Consider the following 18493-nt stretch of genomic DNA (forward strand, 5'->3'; position numbering starts at 1 on the left):
CTAATTTATTCAGTTGTTAATTTTTGGTAAGCGTTTTTTGCATTTCTATTTTCAGGATTTATAGCTAATGCTTTTTTATAATACATTACAGCATTTGTAGTATCTTTTTTGGCTAAATAAGCATCAGCCATGGAGTCGTACACATTTGAACTTTTTGGATATAAAGCTATATTTATTTTAAAAATTTCTATGGCTTTTTCTTCTTCTTTATTTTTTAAATAAGTATACCCTAATCTATTTAAACTGTACTCTCTAATATTGGCATTCAAAGAATCTTTTTGTTGAATATGTAAATAACCAGTCAAGGCTTTTTCATATTCTTTGGCTTTAAAATATTCATCTGGGGTTTTTTCGCCTTTTTTCATTTTATCAAAATGATACAAAATACCATCATGTTCTGTTTTTGGAGCGAGTTCAATGTGCATTTTAGGGTTGCTTACAAAAATCATTTTTTCATTGAGTTCTTTCATGTAAAAAGAGCTATCGCTAACTTTTAAGAGTTCAATATCGTCATTTCCTCTCCATTTTGCGTGCATTTCAGCGTCATCAAAATAAATTTCTAACACCTCATTTGCGTTAAATAAATAACGCCCAGAAGTTGCATTGATAAATTCGTCTGTATTTTTTTGAGAAGTGCAACTGCTTACAATTATCGATAAAATTAAAAGATAGCTTATTTTTTTCATGTTTGGTTTATTAAAAGATTCTATAATTTAGACGTGAAATTTAGTGGTTTTGTTACAAAAAAATCAAACAAGTTTTAATTACATCAAATTAAGTGAAGAAACAGCAATTGCAAAATCAATATTAAATGCAAAAAAAATCCGATTATAAATTAATCTTTTCTTTATTTTAATTGAAGAGCATCATTATCAATTTTAATAAATTTTTGGCGAATTTCACCAACCTCTAAGAAAAATGCTTCAACTTCATCTTCCTCATTAAATAGGAAACGCCCAAAACTAAAACCAGCTATAAAATTTTTTTTCGTATCAAAATACACTTTTGAAGTTCTAAAAAAAGTAGAATCATTGCTATTTTTAAGTGTATAATTTAAATAGCGTAAATTTTGGTTGTTTTCAATGGTAAATATGTAATTTTTTTGATTTTCTAAGTTGTAAGAACCTAAATAATGTGCTATTGAATCATTATTTTTAGTGAAAGATTCGTCTGTATCCATTTCTAAATAATCTGATAATTCATCATAAAGATGCAAACTTGCATTTCTAAATTCAATCACTTTTCTTAAATGATTATTAATACTGATCAAATCGAAATTTATAACTTTATTATAGTAAAAAGGATCGTTTAAAAAGTATTCAATAACTTCATCATTAATATCATAAGTATTTGAAAATTTACCATACCACGCTTTTGTTGCAGATAATTCTTCTATAAATTTAAATAAATCTGAAAGTACTTTTTCATCTAAAATATCTACTTCTTTTTTAACCTTTTTGTAAAGGTTATCTAATTTGAAAATAATAGAATCTTGTGCCTCAGAAAGCTCACCTTTGTTATTTAAAAGATTTACAAAAGCATCATTGGCAATGTCTACAGTTTCTACTCTTTGCAAAATAAAAGTTAAGTTAGGTTGTTTTCTATAATCTTCTTCAGTTACTTTTTTATTAATGATTTTGTAAAAATCAGGATTTATCTCTCTATAAAAATCAATAACCGTATTTGCATTTTTAATATTGACAGCCATTTCTTTTTGAACCTGTTTTAACAACAATTCAGTTTTGTTAAAAGACTTTGTATTTTCATTCCAATTGTTAATTTGTAAGGCAATTACAATACCAATTACAACCAAAACAATTTCGCCAATAGCGTACAAAACATATTTGCTAAATTTGTTATCAGTCAAGTTTTTTTTACGGATTTTTCGGAAGAAGTTAATCATGTACTTTGTGATTTTTACTTTTGTAAAGTAAACAATAAAAAATTGTTTGTAGAATTAAATTTGTTTTAAACTAATTCATAAAACTACTCCACAATTTCATAATCAATATCTAATTTACGCAAAGCTCTTAAACCAGAACCTTTACTTTTATCATTTAGTTCGATGTCTACAACATCACCTTCTAACAAAATTTCGGTGAATTCATTTGCTAAAGAATCACTAACATTTACAGAAATTTCAGCAATACAATTGGCAATCGCTCTTTTATTGGGTCTTTGAGAAGTGCAGGAAAGTAGGTTTATGTGCATGGTTTTGGTTTTGGTTTGTGAGATTTATTAAAATTAATTGCGTTGTCATTTAATTTTAAAGAAAACTTTGGTTTACTTTTCAACGATAATCTCTCGTATTAAATCTTCTATTTTTTTGTTGCTAAATTGTTTTCTAAACTTAATCTTAATTGTATCTCCAAAGAACTTTTCTGCGTGTCTTATTTTCTGTTTTTCTTCATTTCTCAAACTTTCTTCATTTGTGTTTTTTGTTTCTACAACAAAATATAACTTTTTCGAATTATCTTCATAGTTTAAAACATACGCAAAATCTGGTGAGTAACTTTTTCCACCAGCTACTGGAATCTTAATTGAGTTTTTTGGAATTTTAGAGAAAACTACTACTTCCTTCAAATTTTGTTCAATATTCTGTTTTTCTAGTTCAGAATCGTAAAATAATTCGTCTAATAAATAATTTTCAGCAACTTTATTATCGGAATATAATACACCAACATCAGAAGCAGAAATTTCTTTCTTTACAGTTCCATCTGGATGTGTAAATTTAGTGGGATGAATTTCATTACTCACTTTTTGATATTCAATGCCAAATTTATCTATGGCATTAAACATTAAATAATTTTCGAATTTTTGCTTTATAATACGAACTGTAGCAATATTTAAAAATTTGTTGATATCAATATTTGCCTCTATAAATGAATTGTGTAACGTTTTTATGTTGATGTTTACTGTTTTTGCTAATTCCTTTAAGAAACTACTGTATTTCATTGTAGAAATAGGTGTTATTTCATTTCCATAAATTTCTTGTTCTTCTTTAACTCCTGCAATTTTATCAGTTATTGTTATCTGTGCTGTTCTTTCTTTGATGCCTTCAATGGTAAAATTACTATTTTGTTCATTTAAAAAATTTACAAACAGCGTTTTGAACTTGTCTTCTTTTTCGAACTTGTATTCTAAAATTACCTTTTCGTTTAGTTTTTCCCAAAGCTCTTTTAATTCGCTGTATTTTTCTGTTCGTATACTAACTTGCTTTTTTACATCTGTAGCTTTTCTAATTTTATTAGAGCCAATACCTTCAAATATTTTTGGATAGTTTTGTTTGATAAAATCAAAACCACCTTCTTTAAAATCGTTATTTCTTTTAATAAGACCAGCATCATCTAATTTTTCTAATAATTGCTCTTCATCGATATTATATTTTTCTACAATTTGTTGAATCATTTTAGGATGCAATTTGTCTGGAATATCTTCTATAGAAATTGCTCCTGATTTCTCATTAATTTCATTCACTAATTTATCTACAAAATCACTTTCTGTAAAATCTACAAAATAGTTTAGGTAAAACTGTTCGTCTTTTACTCGGTTTCCATATTCATTTACAGGTAGTCTTAAACCTCTACCAACTTCTTGTAATTTAGAAATATCGCTACCACTACTTCTTAATTTACAAATTTGAAAAACATTAGGATTGTCCCAACCTTCTCTTAAAGTCCATTTACTAAAAATAAAACGTCTTGGATTTTCTAAAGAAAGCATTGCTTGTTTGTCGTGCAAAATTTCGTTTATTTCTTTTTCAATAGCTTCATCTTTTTCTGAATTATCTTTAGAAAAATAACCTGCATGTGTAACGCTTATGTCTTCTAATGTTTTTTCGAGATACGCTTTATAAAAGGTATTCTTTTCTGTTTTCAGTAAGGTTTCTACTTCAGCTTTTATTAAATTTTCTATATTTTTTCTTAAATAACCATCTTCATTTCTGTATTCTTCTATATTATCAATAAAAAAAAGGGTAATTGGTTTTATTTTTACGCTTCTAGTTAATAATTCCTTTTCAGTTTTAAAATGACTTTTTATAGCTTTTTTAATCATTATTTCTTGCAGTTTTTCTGCATAAGAATAAGGATTTAATTTATCTCCTTTAGCTAATTCTATTCCATTAGATAACACAACTTTGCTTTTGTTTAAGCTTTCTACATACAAATCTTCCATTGCAAAATGTACACGTTGCAAACTTTCTTTTTTAGTAAGTTTAAAGGTTTTTTTACTTTTATCTTCTAACAATTCAAGAGTAGCCTCTTTGCCATCTGTATTATTTAATTTTACAACAGCGTTTTTACCACTTTCAAATTCTGTAATATGCCCAATAACACCTTTTACTAAATTTCTGTTGAAAGAATCAACAGCAGTTAATGTATAAATTAAATTTTCATATTCCTTAAAGGTTGCTCCATAACGCAATACAAATTGTGGTTTCATTTTTTGAATATTCTCCCAAGTTTTGTTCGATTGTGAAAATTTGTGTGGTTCATCAATAATTAAAAAAGGACTAACTGCCGAAATTGCTTTAAAAGGAACTGTGTGTTTATCAAATATGCCTTTATCAAAAGATTGCTCCATTGTTGGCGAATTTATCATACCTGCATTGATAACAAGAACTTGAATGCTGTTTTTTTCGTAAACACCTGCGTTTACAAAACTATTTACAGCAGGTGGCATAAAAGATTTTTTATTTTTACCCCCTTTTTTACTTTCTACAATATGTAATTTAATAGTTTTACCATATTGTTCTTTAAAATGTGCTCTTGCACTATCGCTTTTTAAAAAATCTACAGTTCCTGCTTTTATTGAAAGTGTAGGTACAATAACAATAAATTTAAAAAGACCGTAATTTTTATTGAGTTCAAAAATAGTTTTAGTATACGTATACGTTTTTCCTGTGCCTGTTTCCATCATAATATCTATGATGTTGCTTTTAGTCTTTACACTTTCTTCTATATCATTGTTTTTTTGCTTTGCTGCAATGTTTTTTCTGAATTGTCCATAAGGCAAATAATTATTATCAAATACGTTTCCTTGCCTTGTTATATTATTATATGTAGGGTTTATAAAATGCTGATCAATTTTTGATACTGCGTGTTTTTCTAAATCTCTAAAAACAGCAACCGTACTTTCTACTGCTTGGGTTTGATGTTCTAGATTTTTCTCAAAATTAAATCCTTTCATAACTAATCTTTAAGTAAAAGCAAAACTAATCCTATCATTTTGTCTTTTTCTTCTGGTAAAGAAGTTGCAATTAATAGGGTAAGTGTTGTTAAGGTTTCTGGTGATATTTTGTGTGTAAAATTATAATTAGCTTTGTGTAAAAGCCAAATAAATGCAAATGCTCCACTGCGTTTATTGCCATCGTTAAAAGGATGATTTTTTACTATAAAATAGAGTAAATGTGCTGCTTTATCTTCAGTAGTTGGGTAGGCATCTTGCCCAAATACAGATTGAAAAACAGTTCCATAAATTCCTTTTAAACTTCCTTGTTTTTTTTCTTGAGCAAACAAATCTGTTGCTTCTCCTTTTTGTAATAATTCTTTTTTCAAGGTTTTTAAGTCGTCTTCTAGCTCTTTTGCAGAGGTAAATATTTCTACTATTTCATTACTTTTTGGGAAGTTATTTTTATCAAAATTTTCTAAATTAAAAAAAGTACTCGAAAAAGATTGTATTAAAGACAGCACATCTTTCGTTTCTAAATTTTTAGTATTTTGAGTTAAAATTTTTAAATCTTCTAACGTGTGTAAGAATTGCTGTTTGTTTTTTTCTAATATTTTTTGGTTGATTGTGTAGCCTTTGGTAATATGTTGTTTTAATGTTTGGGTAGCCCAAATACGAAAATTAGTTCCTTGTTTTGAATTAATACGATAGCCAACAGATATAATTGCGTCTAAATTATAAAAATCTACTTGCCTTTTTACCTTTCTTCCAGATTCATCTTGAACTAGTTCCATTTTGGAACTAGTTGCATTTTTTTGTAGCTCTCCTTCTTTATAAATGTTTTGTAAATGCTTTGAAATTGCCTGCGGATTAACTCCAAAAATTTCACCCATTTGCATTCTTGTTCCCCAGATAGTTTCGTTTTCTGAATCTAACTTTAAAGCGATAGCTCCATTTTCTGCTTGATATATCTTTAACTCCTTTTCCATATTAATAACGTGTTATAAAATCGATATCAATACTTTTTTTATTGGCAAAACTTTTTACGTTTTCGCTAATTTCACGTAAGTTTTTACTTTCAAAATGATACCCAAATGCAATAATGGTGGTTGGGTTAAAATTGGTATCGCTGTCAATTTTTTCTAACAATGTTTTCAAAGTATCAGTTTTAAAACCTTTATCCATTAAATACAGTTTGTTGCTTACATAATTGGCTGTGTAACCATTTAAATCTACTTCTATAAAGTTTTCTGTAAGTGGTACTGTATCATTCGTTTTCCAAGTAATTAATAAGGCTTTTATATCTTCTTTGGTTAATTTACTTTCATCAAAAAGTTGCATTTGTTTTGCATCCAACTCTTCTGCTTCAAAATTATAATCGTCCCAAATTGGCATTGTTTCAAATATTTTGAAACCTACATCTTGCTTCTGAAGTTCTTTTATTTGAACTTCAATTTCTTTTATTTTTTCATCTTTTTGATCAATATTTAATTGACCTTCTAAATCTTTTATCTCTTTTTGTTTTTCTAAAATCTTAATTTTTAAGGTTTCTTCTTTTATTTTTTTTGATGCACGAAGTAAACGTTCTTTAGTGATGTCAAAAATAGTAGGTATTTCTACTTTTAAGTCATTTTTTACAAAATCGTAAGCTGTTTTATTGCTTTTTGGGTCGATGATTTCTGGCAATTGTACTAAAATAAATTTACGCTTTCCATTACCTTCTGCATTTAACTGCATTACAGCATCGCCTGTGGTTCCTGAACCTGCAAAGAAATCGAGGATTATAGAATTTTCTTTTCCTATTGAAATTTCAATACACTTTTGAAGTAATTCAACAGGTTTAGGAAAATCGAAGTATTTTCCATTCAATAAGTTTTTTAAATCTACGGATGCTTTTTTATTACCATCAATATCCTTCCATAAATTTGAAGCTTGTTTCAATCTACCTTCTAAATAAAATTTTAAGTATGGTTTCCAAGTTTCTTTAAGTTCAGTCTTTGATTTAGTTTTTTTCCATTCAATCAAATTATTTAATTTAAATTCTTCATATTTAGATTTAGAACACCTCCATCTGCTTTCATAACCAGTGGGTCCAATAGGTAATATTTCTTCTCCATCAGGAGAGGCAAGAGAAAAATACATACTTGGTCTATCTCCTCTTCTGTCCTCACCACCTGTTTTCCTTAAAGGACGTGTTAAATATTTTCCTTTTGAGTCCTCTTGATTATATATATTCTTATCCTTCTCATTAAAAGGTAAGCCATAGAATTCCATTTTAGAACTTTTAGAATACACTAAAATATAATCAAACTCGGAAACTAAACCATTAGTGCCTTGACCTGTTGGTGTACCAGTTAACCTACTAATTTGACCTAAAAAATTCTCTTCACCAAAAATCTCATCCATCAACAAACGCAATTGCGCAACTTCATTATCATCAATAGAAATAAAAATAACACCATCTTCTTTTAAAAGATGTTTCGCAATATATAAACGAGGATACATAAAGGTTAGCCAAGCAGAATGAGAGTTGCTTTTACTTTGTGTAAAACTTAAAATTCGTTTGGCACGTTCTTCACTTACTCCAGAAAGTTCCATTAAGGTTGGCACATCAAATTTTCTATCATCTTCATATACAAAACCATCACTACCTGTATTATAAGGTGGATCTATGTAAATCATTTTAATTTTCTCATAATAGGCATTGCTTAAATGCTTTAGCACTTCTAAATTATCGCCTTTTATGAGTAGGTTTTCAGAGGTTGCGTTTGCTTCTTTTTGGTTAAAAGCTTCATCTTCTTTTAAAAGAGTATTGGTTTCGTCTGTAGCCAATAAACGCGCATAACTTTTACCCAGCCAATCCATTCCATAACTTTCTGTAGAAAAGTTTATTTCGTTTGCAGAAAGTTGGGTTTTAAATTTATCAAAATCAAAATCGCCATTTTTATCAAAACAGTTTGGGAAATTTTGTTTTAGAATTTCTACATCTTTATTTGGTGGTTGTATGTTGCCTGTTACTTTTTGTGTTGTGCTCATTTTATTTCCCAGTATTGTTTTGGCTATCTATTAACAAGTCTTTTGCATTTATTTGGAGTATTTCAGCTATTTTGTACAAGTCTTGTATACTTGGTTGTCTTATGTTTCTTGCGTATTCATTAATGGTTGGGTAACTTTTGTCCATTTTTTCTGCAAGCCACTTTTGGCTAATTCCTTTTTCTTTTAAAACTTCTTTTATTCGGTTCATGTTAAACCTTTTTTATGATTTGGGCAGAAAGATAGTAAAAATGATTGTCTTGTAATTAAAATATTCATTGTATTATCAATAGTAATTATAAAAACAAACAGAATTAAAAAAAGTATTTTGTAACTATTTCAAAATCATTCTGATAAAAAAAATAAATTACTTCAATTTTAAGAAGATTAGATACACAAAACAAAAATTTCCTAAAACAAATAGACATCGTATTTAAAAACCTGTTAAAAGTCTAAAAATCAAATGTCTAAATCGTTCATCAACAGTTGAAAATAATACCAAAACAAAAACCATCAACCTAAAAAAGTATAAAAACCCTAATTTTGGTAGCTGATATTAAAAATCGAAAAAAAGATACAAAAATGGCAAAGACATTATTTGATAAAGTTTGGGATTCTCATGTAGTTCGTAGTATAAAAGACGGACCAGATGTGTTTTTTATAGACCGTCATTTTATTCATGAAGTTACAAGTCCTGTTGCTTTTTTAGGATTGGAAAGCAGAAACAATGCTGTACTATATCCAGAACGCACATTTGCAACAGCAGATCATAATACACCAACCATCAATCAGCATTTGCCTGTAGAAGATCCTTTGTCTGCAAATCAGTTAAACGCTTTAGAAAGTAATGCTAAAAAGCACGGAATTTCGCATTGGGGTTTAGGTGATAAAAACAACGGAATTGTACATGTTGTTGGGCCAGAAAACGGAATTACATTACCTGGAGCAACGATTGTTTGTGGAGATTCTCACACATCTACTCATGGTGCTTTTGGTGCAATTGCATTTGGTATTGGAACATCTGAAGTAGAAATGGTGTTGTCTACACAATGTATTATGCAGCCAAAACCAAAATCGATGCGAATTAACGTAAACGGAAAATTAGGGTTGGGCGTTACTCCAAAAGATGTGGCTTTGTATATTATTTCTCAACAAACCACTTCTGGAGCTACAGGTTATTTTGTAGAATATGCAGGCGAAGTTTTTGAAGACATGTCTATGGAAGGTAGAATGACAGTTTGTAATTTATCGATAGAAATGGGTGCAAGAGGAGGAATGATTGCTCCAGATGCTAAAACATACGAATATTTAAAAGGACGTTCTCAAACTCCTAAAGGAGAAGCTTGGGACAAAGCCATGAACTATTGGCAGACTTTATATACAGAAGACGATGCTGTTTTTGATCAGGAATTTACCTATCAAGCATCAGACATTGAGCCAATGATTACTTATGGAACCAACCCAGGAATGGGAATGGGTGTTACAAAATCGATTCCGATTGCAGAAAGTTTAAAAGGAGGAGTGGAAACTTACAAAAAATCTTTAGGATATATGTCTTTTAATGAAGGCGATTCTATGATTGGCAAACCCATTGATTTTGTGTTTTTAGGTTCTTGTACCAATGGTAGAATTGAAGATTTTAGAGGTTTTTGTTCTATTGTAAAAGGAAGAAAAAAAGCTGATAATGTTACAGCTTGGTTAGTGCCAGGTTCTCATAAAGTGGTCGATCAAATTAAAGCAGAAGGTTTAGATAAAATTATTTCAGACGCAGGTTTTGTGTTAAGAGAACCAGGTTGCTCTGCTTGTTTGGCAATGAATGATGATAAAATTCCAGCAGGGAAATTATCGGTTTCAACATCGAACAGAAATTTTGAAGGAAGACAAGGTCCAGGTTCTAGAACGCTTTTAGCAAGTCCATTAGTGGCAGCAGCCTCTGCAGTTAGTGGAGTGGTTACAGATCCTAGAACGCTTCTTGTATAGTTTGCAGTTTACAGTGGCAGTTCACAGTCCAAAAACTTGTAAAAATAAAATATTTTATAAAAATTAAATAAGTACTGCCAACTGATACTGGCAACTGAATACTAAAAAAAAAAATGGCATACGATAAATTTACAACGCTAACAAGTACAGCATATCCATTACCAATTGAGAATGTAGATACAGATCAAATAATTCCTGCTCGATTTTTAAAAGCGACAGAACGTGTTGATTTTGATACCAACTTTTTTAGAGATTGGAGATACAACCAAGATGGAACACCAAAAGCAGATTTTCCTTTAAACAAAGAAATTTATGCAGGTTCTAAAATTTTGGTAGGTGGTAGAAACTTCGGTTCAGGTTCTTCAAGAGAACATGCAGCTTGGTCTGTGTATGATTTTGGATTACGTTGTGTAATTTCATCGGCTTTTGCAGATATTTTTAAGAACAACTGTTTAAATGTTGGGGTTTTGCCTGTACAAGTTTCTGAAGGTTTTGCAGATCAATTATTTGATGCAATTATGGCAGATCCAAAAACGGAAATCAAGGTTGATTTACCAAACCAAACAGTTACTTTAGTTGCAACTGGTGCTTCAGAATCTTTTGAGATTAATACCTATAAAAAAGACAATATGCTAAATGGTTTTGATGATATTGATTATCTAAAAAACATTGAAAACGAAATTGTTGATTTTGCAAAAACAAGACCTTTTTAAAACAAAAAGTCTTCGACAAGCTCAGACTGACATATAGAATTTTAATTTCCTTTTAGGATTAAATTTAAAACTAAGAATGTCACACTGAGCTTGTCGAAGTAATTTTAAGTAAAAACTCAATTACTTTTCATAAAGAATGACCAAGAGAAAGATTGAAATAATGGATACCACATTGCGTGATGGAGAACAAACATCAGGTGTGTCTTTTTCGGTTTCAGAAAAACTAACCATTGCAAAATTACTAGTATTAGAATTAAAAGTAGATCGTTTAGAAATTGCTTCTGCAAGAGTTTCTGAAGGCGAATTGCAAGCTGTTAAAAAAATTACGGCTTGGGCTTTAGAACATCATAATATCGATAAAATAGAGGTGTTAACCTTTGTTGATGGAGGAAAATCCATTGATTGGATGTTAGATGCTGGTGCCAAAGTTCAGAACTTACTAACCAAAGGTTCATTAAATCACTTAAAATATCAACTTAAAAAAACACCAGAACAACATTTTTCAGATATCAAAGCAACCATAGATTTAGCTGCAAAAAACGATATTAAAACAAACGTATATTTAGAAGATTGGAGCAATGGAATGCGAAATTCTAAAGACTATGTTTTTGAATATTTAGACTTTTTAGTTACACAAAAAATAGAACGCATTTTATTACCAGATACTTTAGGAATTTTAACTCCCGAAGAAACATTTTTATATATTGATGAAGTTCGAACAAAATATCCAGAAATTCATATTGATTTTCATGGACATAATGATTACGATTTAGGAGTTGCCAATGTTATGGAAGCTGTAAAAGCTGGTGCAAATGGTTTGCATTTAACCATCAATGGAATGGGAGAACGTGCAGGAAATGCGCCAATGGCTAGTGTTTTAGCGGTTATTAAAGATTTTTTGGTTGATGTAAAAATTACAACAAACGAAAAAGCTTTGCACAAAGTTAGCAAGTTAGTGGAAACTTTTTCAGGATTTAGAATTCCTGTAAATAAACCTGTTGTTGGTGCCAATGTGTTTACACAAACTGCAGGAATTCATGCAGATGGAGATAACAAACACAATTTATATTTCAACGATTTAATGCCAGAACGTTTTGGTAGAAAACGTAAATATGCTTTAGGAAAAACATCTGGAAAAGCAAACATTCAAAAGAATTTACAAGATTTGGGCATCAGCTTAAATGATGATGAATTAAAAAAAGTTACCCAAAGAATTATAGAATTAGGAGATAAAAAAGAGGTGGTTTCTCAAGATGATTTGCCTTATATTATTTCTGATGTTTTAGATTCTGATACTATTGAAAAACGTGTTGTTGTAGAAAATTATGTGTTAGGTCATGCAAAAGGCATGAAGCCATCAACAACGTTACAATTAATTGTGGAAGGTGTTTTATATGAAGCGCATGCACAAGGAGATGGACAATTTGATGCTTTTATGAATGCATTAAAAAAGTTGTACAAAACACATAGTAAAAAAGAATTACCAGCGTTGATAGATTATGCAGTTCGAATTCCTCCAGGAAGTCATTCTGATGCTTTGTGTGAGACCATCATCACTTGGAAAAAAGAAAAGAACGAATTTATTACTCGTGGTTTAGATTCAGATCAAACAGTATCTGCGATTAAAGCTACAGAGAAAATGTTGAATATAATATAGTTGATAGTCTTTAGTCGTTAGTTGGTAGAAGTCATACTATCGTCTAAAGTCTAAAGAATACTAACTTAAAAGTTGAATGTAATATAAAAATTAGTCTTTAGACGTTATACTTTAGTTGGTAGAACTCATACTAACGTCTAAAGTCTAGAGACTACAAACTTAAAATATGAAATTAAATATCGCATTATTAGCAGGAGATGGAATTGGTCCTGAAGTAATAGACCAAGCAGTAAAAGTATCAGATGCTATTGCAAAGAAATTCAATCATGAAATTACTTGGAAACCAGCTTTAACTGGAGCAGCAGCCATTGATGCTGTTGGAGAACCTTATCCAGATTCTACACACGAAATTTGTGCGTCTTCAGATGCAGTTTTATTTGGAGCTATTGGGCATCCAAAGTTTGATAATGATCCATCAGCAAAAGTTCGTCCAGAGCAAGGATTGTTAAAAATGCGTAAAAAATTAGGGTTGTTTGCCAATGTTCGTCCTACGTTTACATTTCCTTCTTTGTTAGATAAATCGCCTTTAAAAAGAGAACGCATTGAAGGAACTGATTTGGTTTTTTTACGTGAATTAACAGGAGGAATTTATTTTGGTGAAAAGGGTAGAAGAGATGATGGAGAAACTGCTTTTGACAATTGTGTGTACACAAGAGCTGAAGTAATTCGTTTGGCAAAAAAAGGTTTTGAATTGGCAATGACGCGTTCTAAAAAATTATGTTGTGTAGATAAAGCTAATGTTTTAGAAACATCAAGATTATGGAGAGAAACTGTGCAAGCAATGGAAAAAGACTATCCAGAAGTAGCCGTTTCTTATGAGTTTGTAGATGCAGTAGCTATGCGTTTAGTTCAATGGCCAAATAGTTATGATGTTTTAATTACTGAGAATTTATTCGGCGATATTTTAACAGATGAAGCATCTGTGATTTCAGGTTCTATGGGTTTAATGCCAAGTGCTTCTTTAGGTTCTGATATTGGTTTGTTTGAGCCAATACATGGTTCTTATCCACAAGCAACAGGTTTAAATATTGCAAATCCAATGGCTACAGTTTTATCTGCAGCAATGATGTTTGAAAACTTTGGTTTGCAAGCAGAAGGAAAAGCTATTAGAGATGCTGTGAACAGTGCTTTAGAAAAAGGAATTGTAACAGAAGATTTAGCTGATGGTGCAAAAAGTTATGGAACTAAAGAAGTTGGAGATTGGTTAGCAGCCAATATTTAGTCAAATTATATAAAGTAAAAATGCGTTAAATTTATATTTTAGAATATGAATTTAGCGCATTTTTTTTGAAAAGTAGTTTTAAGAAACTTCCTCTATAACTTCTAAAATTAGTTGACAACCTTCTATCAATTCTTCATCAGAAATGGTTAGTGGAGGTGTAATTCTCATGGCTTTTGGTTCAAATAACAAGAAGAATAAAATTAAGCCTCTGTCTAAACATTTTAGAACAATTTTTGCAGCTAATTCTGGCGATTCAACAATAGCAGCCAACATTAAACCTTTTCCTCGTATTTCTGTTATGACTGGATGTTGTAAGTGTTTTCTAATGATTTTTTCTTTGCGCAAACTTTCAGAAAGATACTGTTTGTCTAAAATTTCTGTAACAGTTGCCAAAGCAGCAGCAGCAATTATGGGATGCCCAGCAAAGGTAGAAATATGACCAAGTTTAGGATTGTCTTTTAGCAAACTCATATGTTCTGAAGATGCTATAAAAGCGCCAATTGGCATTCCACCACCCAAACCTTTTCCTGTAATTATAATATCTGGCACAACATTATAATTTTTAAATCCCCAAAAAGTTCCTGTTCGTCCAATTCCTGTTTGAATTTCATCTAAAATTAACAACGCTCCAACTTCTTGGCAACGTTTTTTTACTTTGGATAAATACCCATTTTGAGGCTCAATAAAACCTGCTCCACCTTGAATGGTTTCTAAAATTACTGCTGCAGTATTTGTGGTGATTTGTTGCAAGCAAAATTCACAATTAAAAGCAATAAATTTTGTGCCAGGAATTAAAGGTCTAAAAGCTGCGTTTTGTCTTTCAACACCAGAAACGCTCATGGCACCCATTGTATTTCCATGATAGGAATTTTTTGCGGCTATAATTTCTGATCTATTGGTAACTCTTTTTGCTAATTTTAAAGCACCTTCTGTAGCTTCTGTTCCAGAATTTGTAATATAAACAGCTTGTAAATTTTCAGGTAATGTTGATGCTAGTAGTTTGCATAAATCAACTTGAGGCTGTTGAATAAATTCGCCATAAACCATTACATGTGCGTATGTATCAACTTGATTTTTAATAGCTTCAGATACTTTTGGGTGATTGTGTCCTAAACTATTGGCAGAAACGCCTGCAACAAAATCTAAATATTTTTTTCCAGAAGTATCGTAGATGTAACTTCCTTTTGCGTGAGAAACTTCTAAGGCAAATGGATGAGAAGAAGTTTGTGCTTGATATTGATAAAAATCGGCTTTTAAATTACTCATTATTTTGCAACGTTGAAACTTTCTTTTTCTCTTGACTAATTACCGCTGATTTTTTTAAAGATTTATTTTTTAACGGTGGTTTTTCTCCATCATTTTTATCTTTGATAAAAATATCCTCCATTTTTTTAGGTTGTTCATCTTCTCTCCAAATAAAATCTTTTAGTTTTCTATCTTCATCAGGATACATAGAAGGAGGATAGGTTTTACCTTCTGAAGCTTTTAAATATTTAATGGATTCAATTTCACCTTTATCAAAAACAAATTCAATATTGCTAGAGATTTCTTTGGTGATGGTTTCTAAAACACCAGTCTCTTCGTTTCTATTGAAATAAACAGATTCTGCATTTCCTGCTACAAACAATGTTTTGAGCTTGTTTTCTAAAAATTTTCCATACATATTCCTACCTTTTATTTGGTTGAAATTGTCTTTAGATAATGAATCTTTAGAAATGATAAACGCATTGTTAAAAACCTTTAAAGAATCTAGTTTTTCAGTTTCTGTATTAGACTGTAGATAAATACTATCGCCCGTAATTTGATTTTGATCCGACCAAATTACAGGATCTCTGTACATTTTTGTATAACCAGTTGTTTGGTTTGTGTGGATAGAATCGCACTTTCCTTGCAAATCCGATTTAAATATTTTTACATTGTGATAGGTTCTTACAATTCGTTTTTTTGGTTTCCCAGTAACCAACAAAGTATCACCATGAATAAACATGGAATCTTTATCAATAATTGAAATAGCAACCGCTTTTTTAATGATGTATAAGGAATCTTTTAATTCATAAAGTTCAGCATAATTTCCTCTAGAAATAAAATTTTGAACAGTATCAATAATTTGAATATTGTTAGTGGCAGATGCAAAACCTCTTTTTTTATCATAATACAAACTATCACCTTCAATTGTTCTTTCTTCAGAATATATTTTTGCGTTGTCTAAAAAATAGGAAATATCGGTTTTGGTATCATAAAACCCTTTTTCGCAATAAATTTTGTTTTTGTTTTGTGTGTTTGTAATTGTTGATGGTCCATACAAATACGTGTGCCCAGTTTCTGTATAATAATTTAAATGATTGGACTCTAAATTATGTTCAGGATTTACAACTGTAACTCTTGTAGTGGCAATAAATTTTTTATCCTCTAAATAATAATTTCCGTATTTACTTTTTAAGGTATTGGTTTCGTCTTTTATAGTAGCATAACTTTGGTAATACAGCTTTTGATTAATTCTGTCAAACTGTAAAGTATCAGTTGTTAACGTCATTGTTGGATCTTTCAAAACTACGTTTCCCCAAGAAAGTGCTTGTTTAGCATTCGCATCATAGTCTGCATAATCACTTGTTTGGGTAATGGTATCTCCTTGTTTGATAAAAACGTTTCCAATTGCTTTAAAAAAGTTTTCTTTTCTGTAATATAAAGCTTGTTGGCAAGTTAAATCAATCCCTTCATGATTCATTTGTACATTTCCAATCAGTACAGTTGCTCCAGGATATTTTTCTTCGTCAGCTTCTTGAATTTCAGCTTTGTATTCGATTTTTCTAGTTCCTTTCTCTTCTGTTTGAGAAAAAGAAAATAATGCAGAAAAAGTTAGCAATAAAAAAAAGATTCTTTTCAAAAGATTTGTTTTGCGACAAAAATAATGAAAAGAATATTGTTGCAACTTAAATAAAAGTGAAAGTTGATGATATTATTTCTTAATTAAACTCCTTTTTTTTACAATGTTTTGAAAAAGGATTCCAAAAAGACTTATAGGAATAAAGCCACTTACCAGAACTAATGTGAGATAATAAGTATCGAAAATAGACAATTGTTGCCAATTACAAAAGCCTTTATAAAAGATTAAAATTTCGGATACAATAAAGCCAATAAGATACATTTTAACCCAAATTTCGGATAGTTTTATCAACTTAAAATAAGCAAGAAACAGCAATAAACTTAAGCTTACTAAGCCTAAAAATACAAGATGTAGATAGCCAATTACAAAATCTATTATTTGTGAAATTAAGGTTGAAAAATAAGGAATATCAGATAAAAATTGCAAAATAATTTTGATGATAAAAAGGAGATATACAAATTTTAGCAATTGATATAAAAACGGCGTTAAGTTTGTAGCTATTGTAGATTTTATTCCGATTAAAATACGATGGAGTTTTACCAATGCTATCAGTTGATATATAACCCCAAAAGTAGCTAAAACAAGAATGTATTTTGGCGGATTCATCCATAGAAATGATAAAAATAATGTTAGAACACAGCTAATAATTAGGTGTCTATAGAAAGAAGAAATCGCTCTTTTTTGAATACTAATCTTATTCTTTTCAAGAAATATTAAGAAAAATCCTAGTAAACAAAAAATAAACCAACCATTATATTGAAAATGCAAATAGAAATAAATAGCATTTTTATACCAATGAGAACTGCTGCCTAAAGTGTTCATGATAATGCCTAAAACCCAAGGACCAATGCTAGAAAATACCATAAATAATAGCGAAGCATTTATAAATTTATAAGAATAACTGTTTTTTATGCACGTATTATTTTTTCTAAAAAAAAGATAAAACCAGTACGAACAAATTAAGAAAAGCGTAGAAAAAATAATTGAAAATAATGCGTAACCAGTTATAGGAAAGCTCACAAGCATTCCTATAATTGTAATTTGTGTACACCAAAATAATAATGAATACTTTTTTTGAACATCATTTTTAATACATACATAAAAAATTAACGATGTTAAACCCACATACACCCAACCTAAAAGTGCAACATGAGAATGTGTGTGAACAATATATTTGTAAGTAGCATTTACATTAGCTACTGGAAATAGACGAAGTATAATACCTAAACTACTGGCAATTAAAAAATAGAAAAGGCTTATTAAAATTTGTTTTTTTACGGAAATCATTTTATAATTTCATTCAAGTTATTGTTTTTAGCAAATTCAGTTGCCATTTCTAAAACTGTTTTATTTTTAAGTTTATGTAATAACTTATTTTTAAAAGGCGCATACAAATAATGAACAACACAAGGGTTTTCTTCATTACATTCATTTTGTCCTAGATAACATTGGTCAAATTTTGCAATATCGTCTATACAATCTATAATTTCAAACACAGTATTTTTTTTGTTTTTTTCTGACAAATAAAAACCTCCATGAGGTCCTTTTACAGAACTTATTAATCCTTTTTTTGTGAGTTCTTGCATTGTTTTTGCCAAAAAAGGTGCAGGCAATTCTAACTTTTTAGCAATTTCTTTAGAACCTATTTTATGCTCTTTAGAGGCATTATTGGTTAGGAATAAAACTGCGGTTATAGCGTATTTACTGGCTTTAGACAACATAGAATTGTTTTTGCTAATATAAAAAGATAATATTATCTTTTTATATGATATTTATCATATTTTAAAAAGTAATGGCATTGTATTTTTGCTGTATTAAAAGATAAAAATGTCTTT

The 18493-nt window shown here is 29.8% G+C and carries 15 protein-coding genes; 4 read left to right on the forward strand and 11 right to left on the reverse strand.

The features are described 5' to 3' along the window. Positions 1 to 5: 5 nt before the first annotated feature. The 7 genes from P161_RS0113245 to P161_RS0113275 all read right to left on the reverse strand — a co-directional run bounded on the left by P161_RS0113245 (position 6) and on the right by P161_RS0113275 (position 8413). Entirely contained in the window at positions 6 to 686 is a 681-nt protein-coding gene (locus P161_RS0113245; RefSeq protein WP_026777417.1) for a lipopolysaccharide assembly protein LapB, read from the reverse strand. A 161-nt stretch (positions 687 to 847) separates the two neighbouring features. After that, positions 848 to 1903, reverse strand: a complete 1056-nt coding sequence (locus tag P161_RS19155; RefSeq protein ID WP_026777418.1) for a hypothetical protein — start codon at positions 1901 to 1903, stop codon at positions 848 to 850. An 83-nt stretch (positions 1904 to 1986) separates the two neighbouring features. Beyond that, positions 1987 to 2211 (reverse strand): hypothetical protein, encoded by a 225-nt coding sequence (locus P161_RS0113255; protein ID WP_026777419.1) that lies wholly within the window; start codon positions 2209 to 2211, stop codon positions 1987 to 1989. Positions 2212 to 2283: 72 nt separating this feature from the next. Next, on the reverse strand, positions 2284 to 5190 hold the full coding sequence (locus P161_RS0113260; RefSeq protein ID WP_026777420.1) for a type III restriction-modification system endonuclease: 2907 nt from the start codon (positions 5188 to 5190) through the stop codon (positions 2284 to 2286). A 2-nt stretch (positions 5191 to 5192) separates the two neighbouring features. Next, a complete protein-coding gene (gene rhuM, locus P161_RS0113265; RefSeq protein ID WP_036841481.1) occupies positions 5193 to 6158 on the reverse strand; it encodes a RhuM family protein in 966 nt (321 codons plus the stop codon). Between the two features lies 1 nt (position 6159). Continuing rightward, positions 6160 to 8205: a site-specific DNA-methyltransferase gene (locus P161_RS0113270; protein ID WP_026777422.1), complete on the reverse strand. Its 2046-nt coding sequence runs from the start codon at positions 8203 to 8205 to the stop codon at positions 6160 to 6162. 1 nt (position 8206) lies between these two features. Beyond that, positions 8207 to 8413, reverse strand: coding sequence for a helix-turn-helix domain-containing protein (locus P161_RS0113275; protein WP_026777423.1), 207 nt, complete (start codon positions 8411 to 8413; stop codon positions 8207 to 8209). Positions 8414 to 8784: 371 nt separating this feature from the next. Between P161_RS0113275 and leuC the strand changes: the two genes are divergently transcribed. From leuC to leuB, 4 genes are all read left to right on the forward strand, one after another. Further along, the gene (leuC, locus tag P161_RS0113280; RefSeq protein ID WP_026777424.1) at positions 8785 to 10182 is read left to right on the forward strand and encodes a 3-isopropylmalate dehydratase large subunit; all 1398 of its coding nucleotides are present in this window, start codon (positions 8785 to 8787) and stop codon (positions 10180 to 10182) included. 113 nt (positions 10183 to 10295) lie between these two features. After that, positions 10296 to 10895, forward strand: coding sequence for a 3-isopropylmalate dehydratase small subunit (leuD, locus tag P161_RS0113285; protein WP_026777425.1), 600 nt, complete (start codon positions 10296 to 10298; stop codon positions 10893 to 10895). A gap of 136 nt (positions 10896 to 11031) precedes the next feature. Then, the gene (locus P161_RS0113290) at positions 11032 to 12552 is read left to right on the forward strand and encodes an alpha-isopropylmalate synthase regulatory domain-containing protein (RefSeq protein ID WP_026777426.1); all 1521 of its coding nucleotides are present in this window, start codon (positions 11032 to 11034) and stop codon (positions 12550 to 12552) included. Positions 12553 to 12718: 166 nt separating this feature from the next. After that, positions 12719 to 13774: a 3-isopropylmalate dehydrogenase gene (gene leuB, locus P161_RS0113295; protein ID WP_026777427.1), complete on the forward strand. Its 1056-nt coding sequence runs from the start codon at positions 12719 to 12721 to the stop codon at positions 13772 to 13774. Between the two features lie 78 nt (positions 13775 to 13852). Here leuB and P161_RS0113300 read toward each other — a convergent pair whose 3' ends face one another. The 4 genes from P161_RS0113300 to P161_RS0113315 form a co-directional block, all read right to left on the reverse strand. Further along, entirely contained in the window at positions 13853 to 15040 is a 1188-nt protein-coding gene (locus P161_RS0113300) for an aspartate aminotransferase family protein (protein WP_036841484.1), read from the reverse strand. Next, positions 15033 to 16658, reverse strand: a complete 1626-nt coding sequence (locus P161_RS0113305) for an OstA-like protein (protein WP_197026355.1) — start codon at positions 16656 to 16658, stop codon at positions 15033 to 15035. Before P161_RS0113305 ends, P161_RS0113300 begins: the two co-directional genes overlap by 8 nt. A 72-nt stretch (positions 16659 to 16730) precedes the next feature. Continuing rightward, complete coding sequence (locus tag P161_RS0113310) at positions 16731 to 17945, reverse strand: hypothetical protein (RefSeq protein ID WP_026777430.1); 1215 nt, start codon at positions 17943 to 17945, stop codon at positions 16731 to 16733. After that, the gene (locus P161_RS0113315) at positions 17942 to 18379 is read right to left on the reverse strand and encodes an Rrf2 family transcriptional regulator (RefSeq protein WP_026777431.1); all 438 of its coding nucleotides are present in this window, start codon (positions 18377 to 18379) and stop codon (positions 17942 to 17944) included. Before P161_RS0113315 ends, P161_RS0113310 begins: the two co-directional genes overlap by 4 nt. Positions 18380 to 18493 lie beyond the last annotated feature (114 nt).

It is taken from the genome of Polaribacter sp. Hel_I_88 (assembly GCF_000687935.1).
In the GTDB taxonomy this organism is placed as follows: Bacteria; Bacteroidota; Bacteroidia; order Flavobacteriales; family Flavobacteriaceae; genus Polaribacter.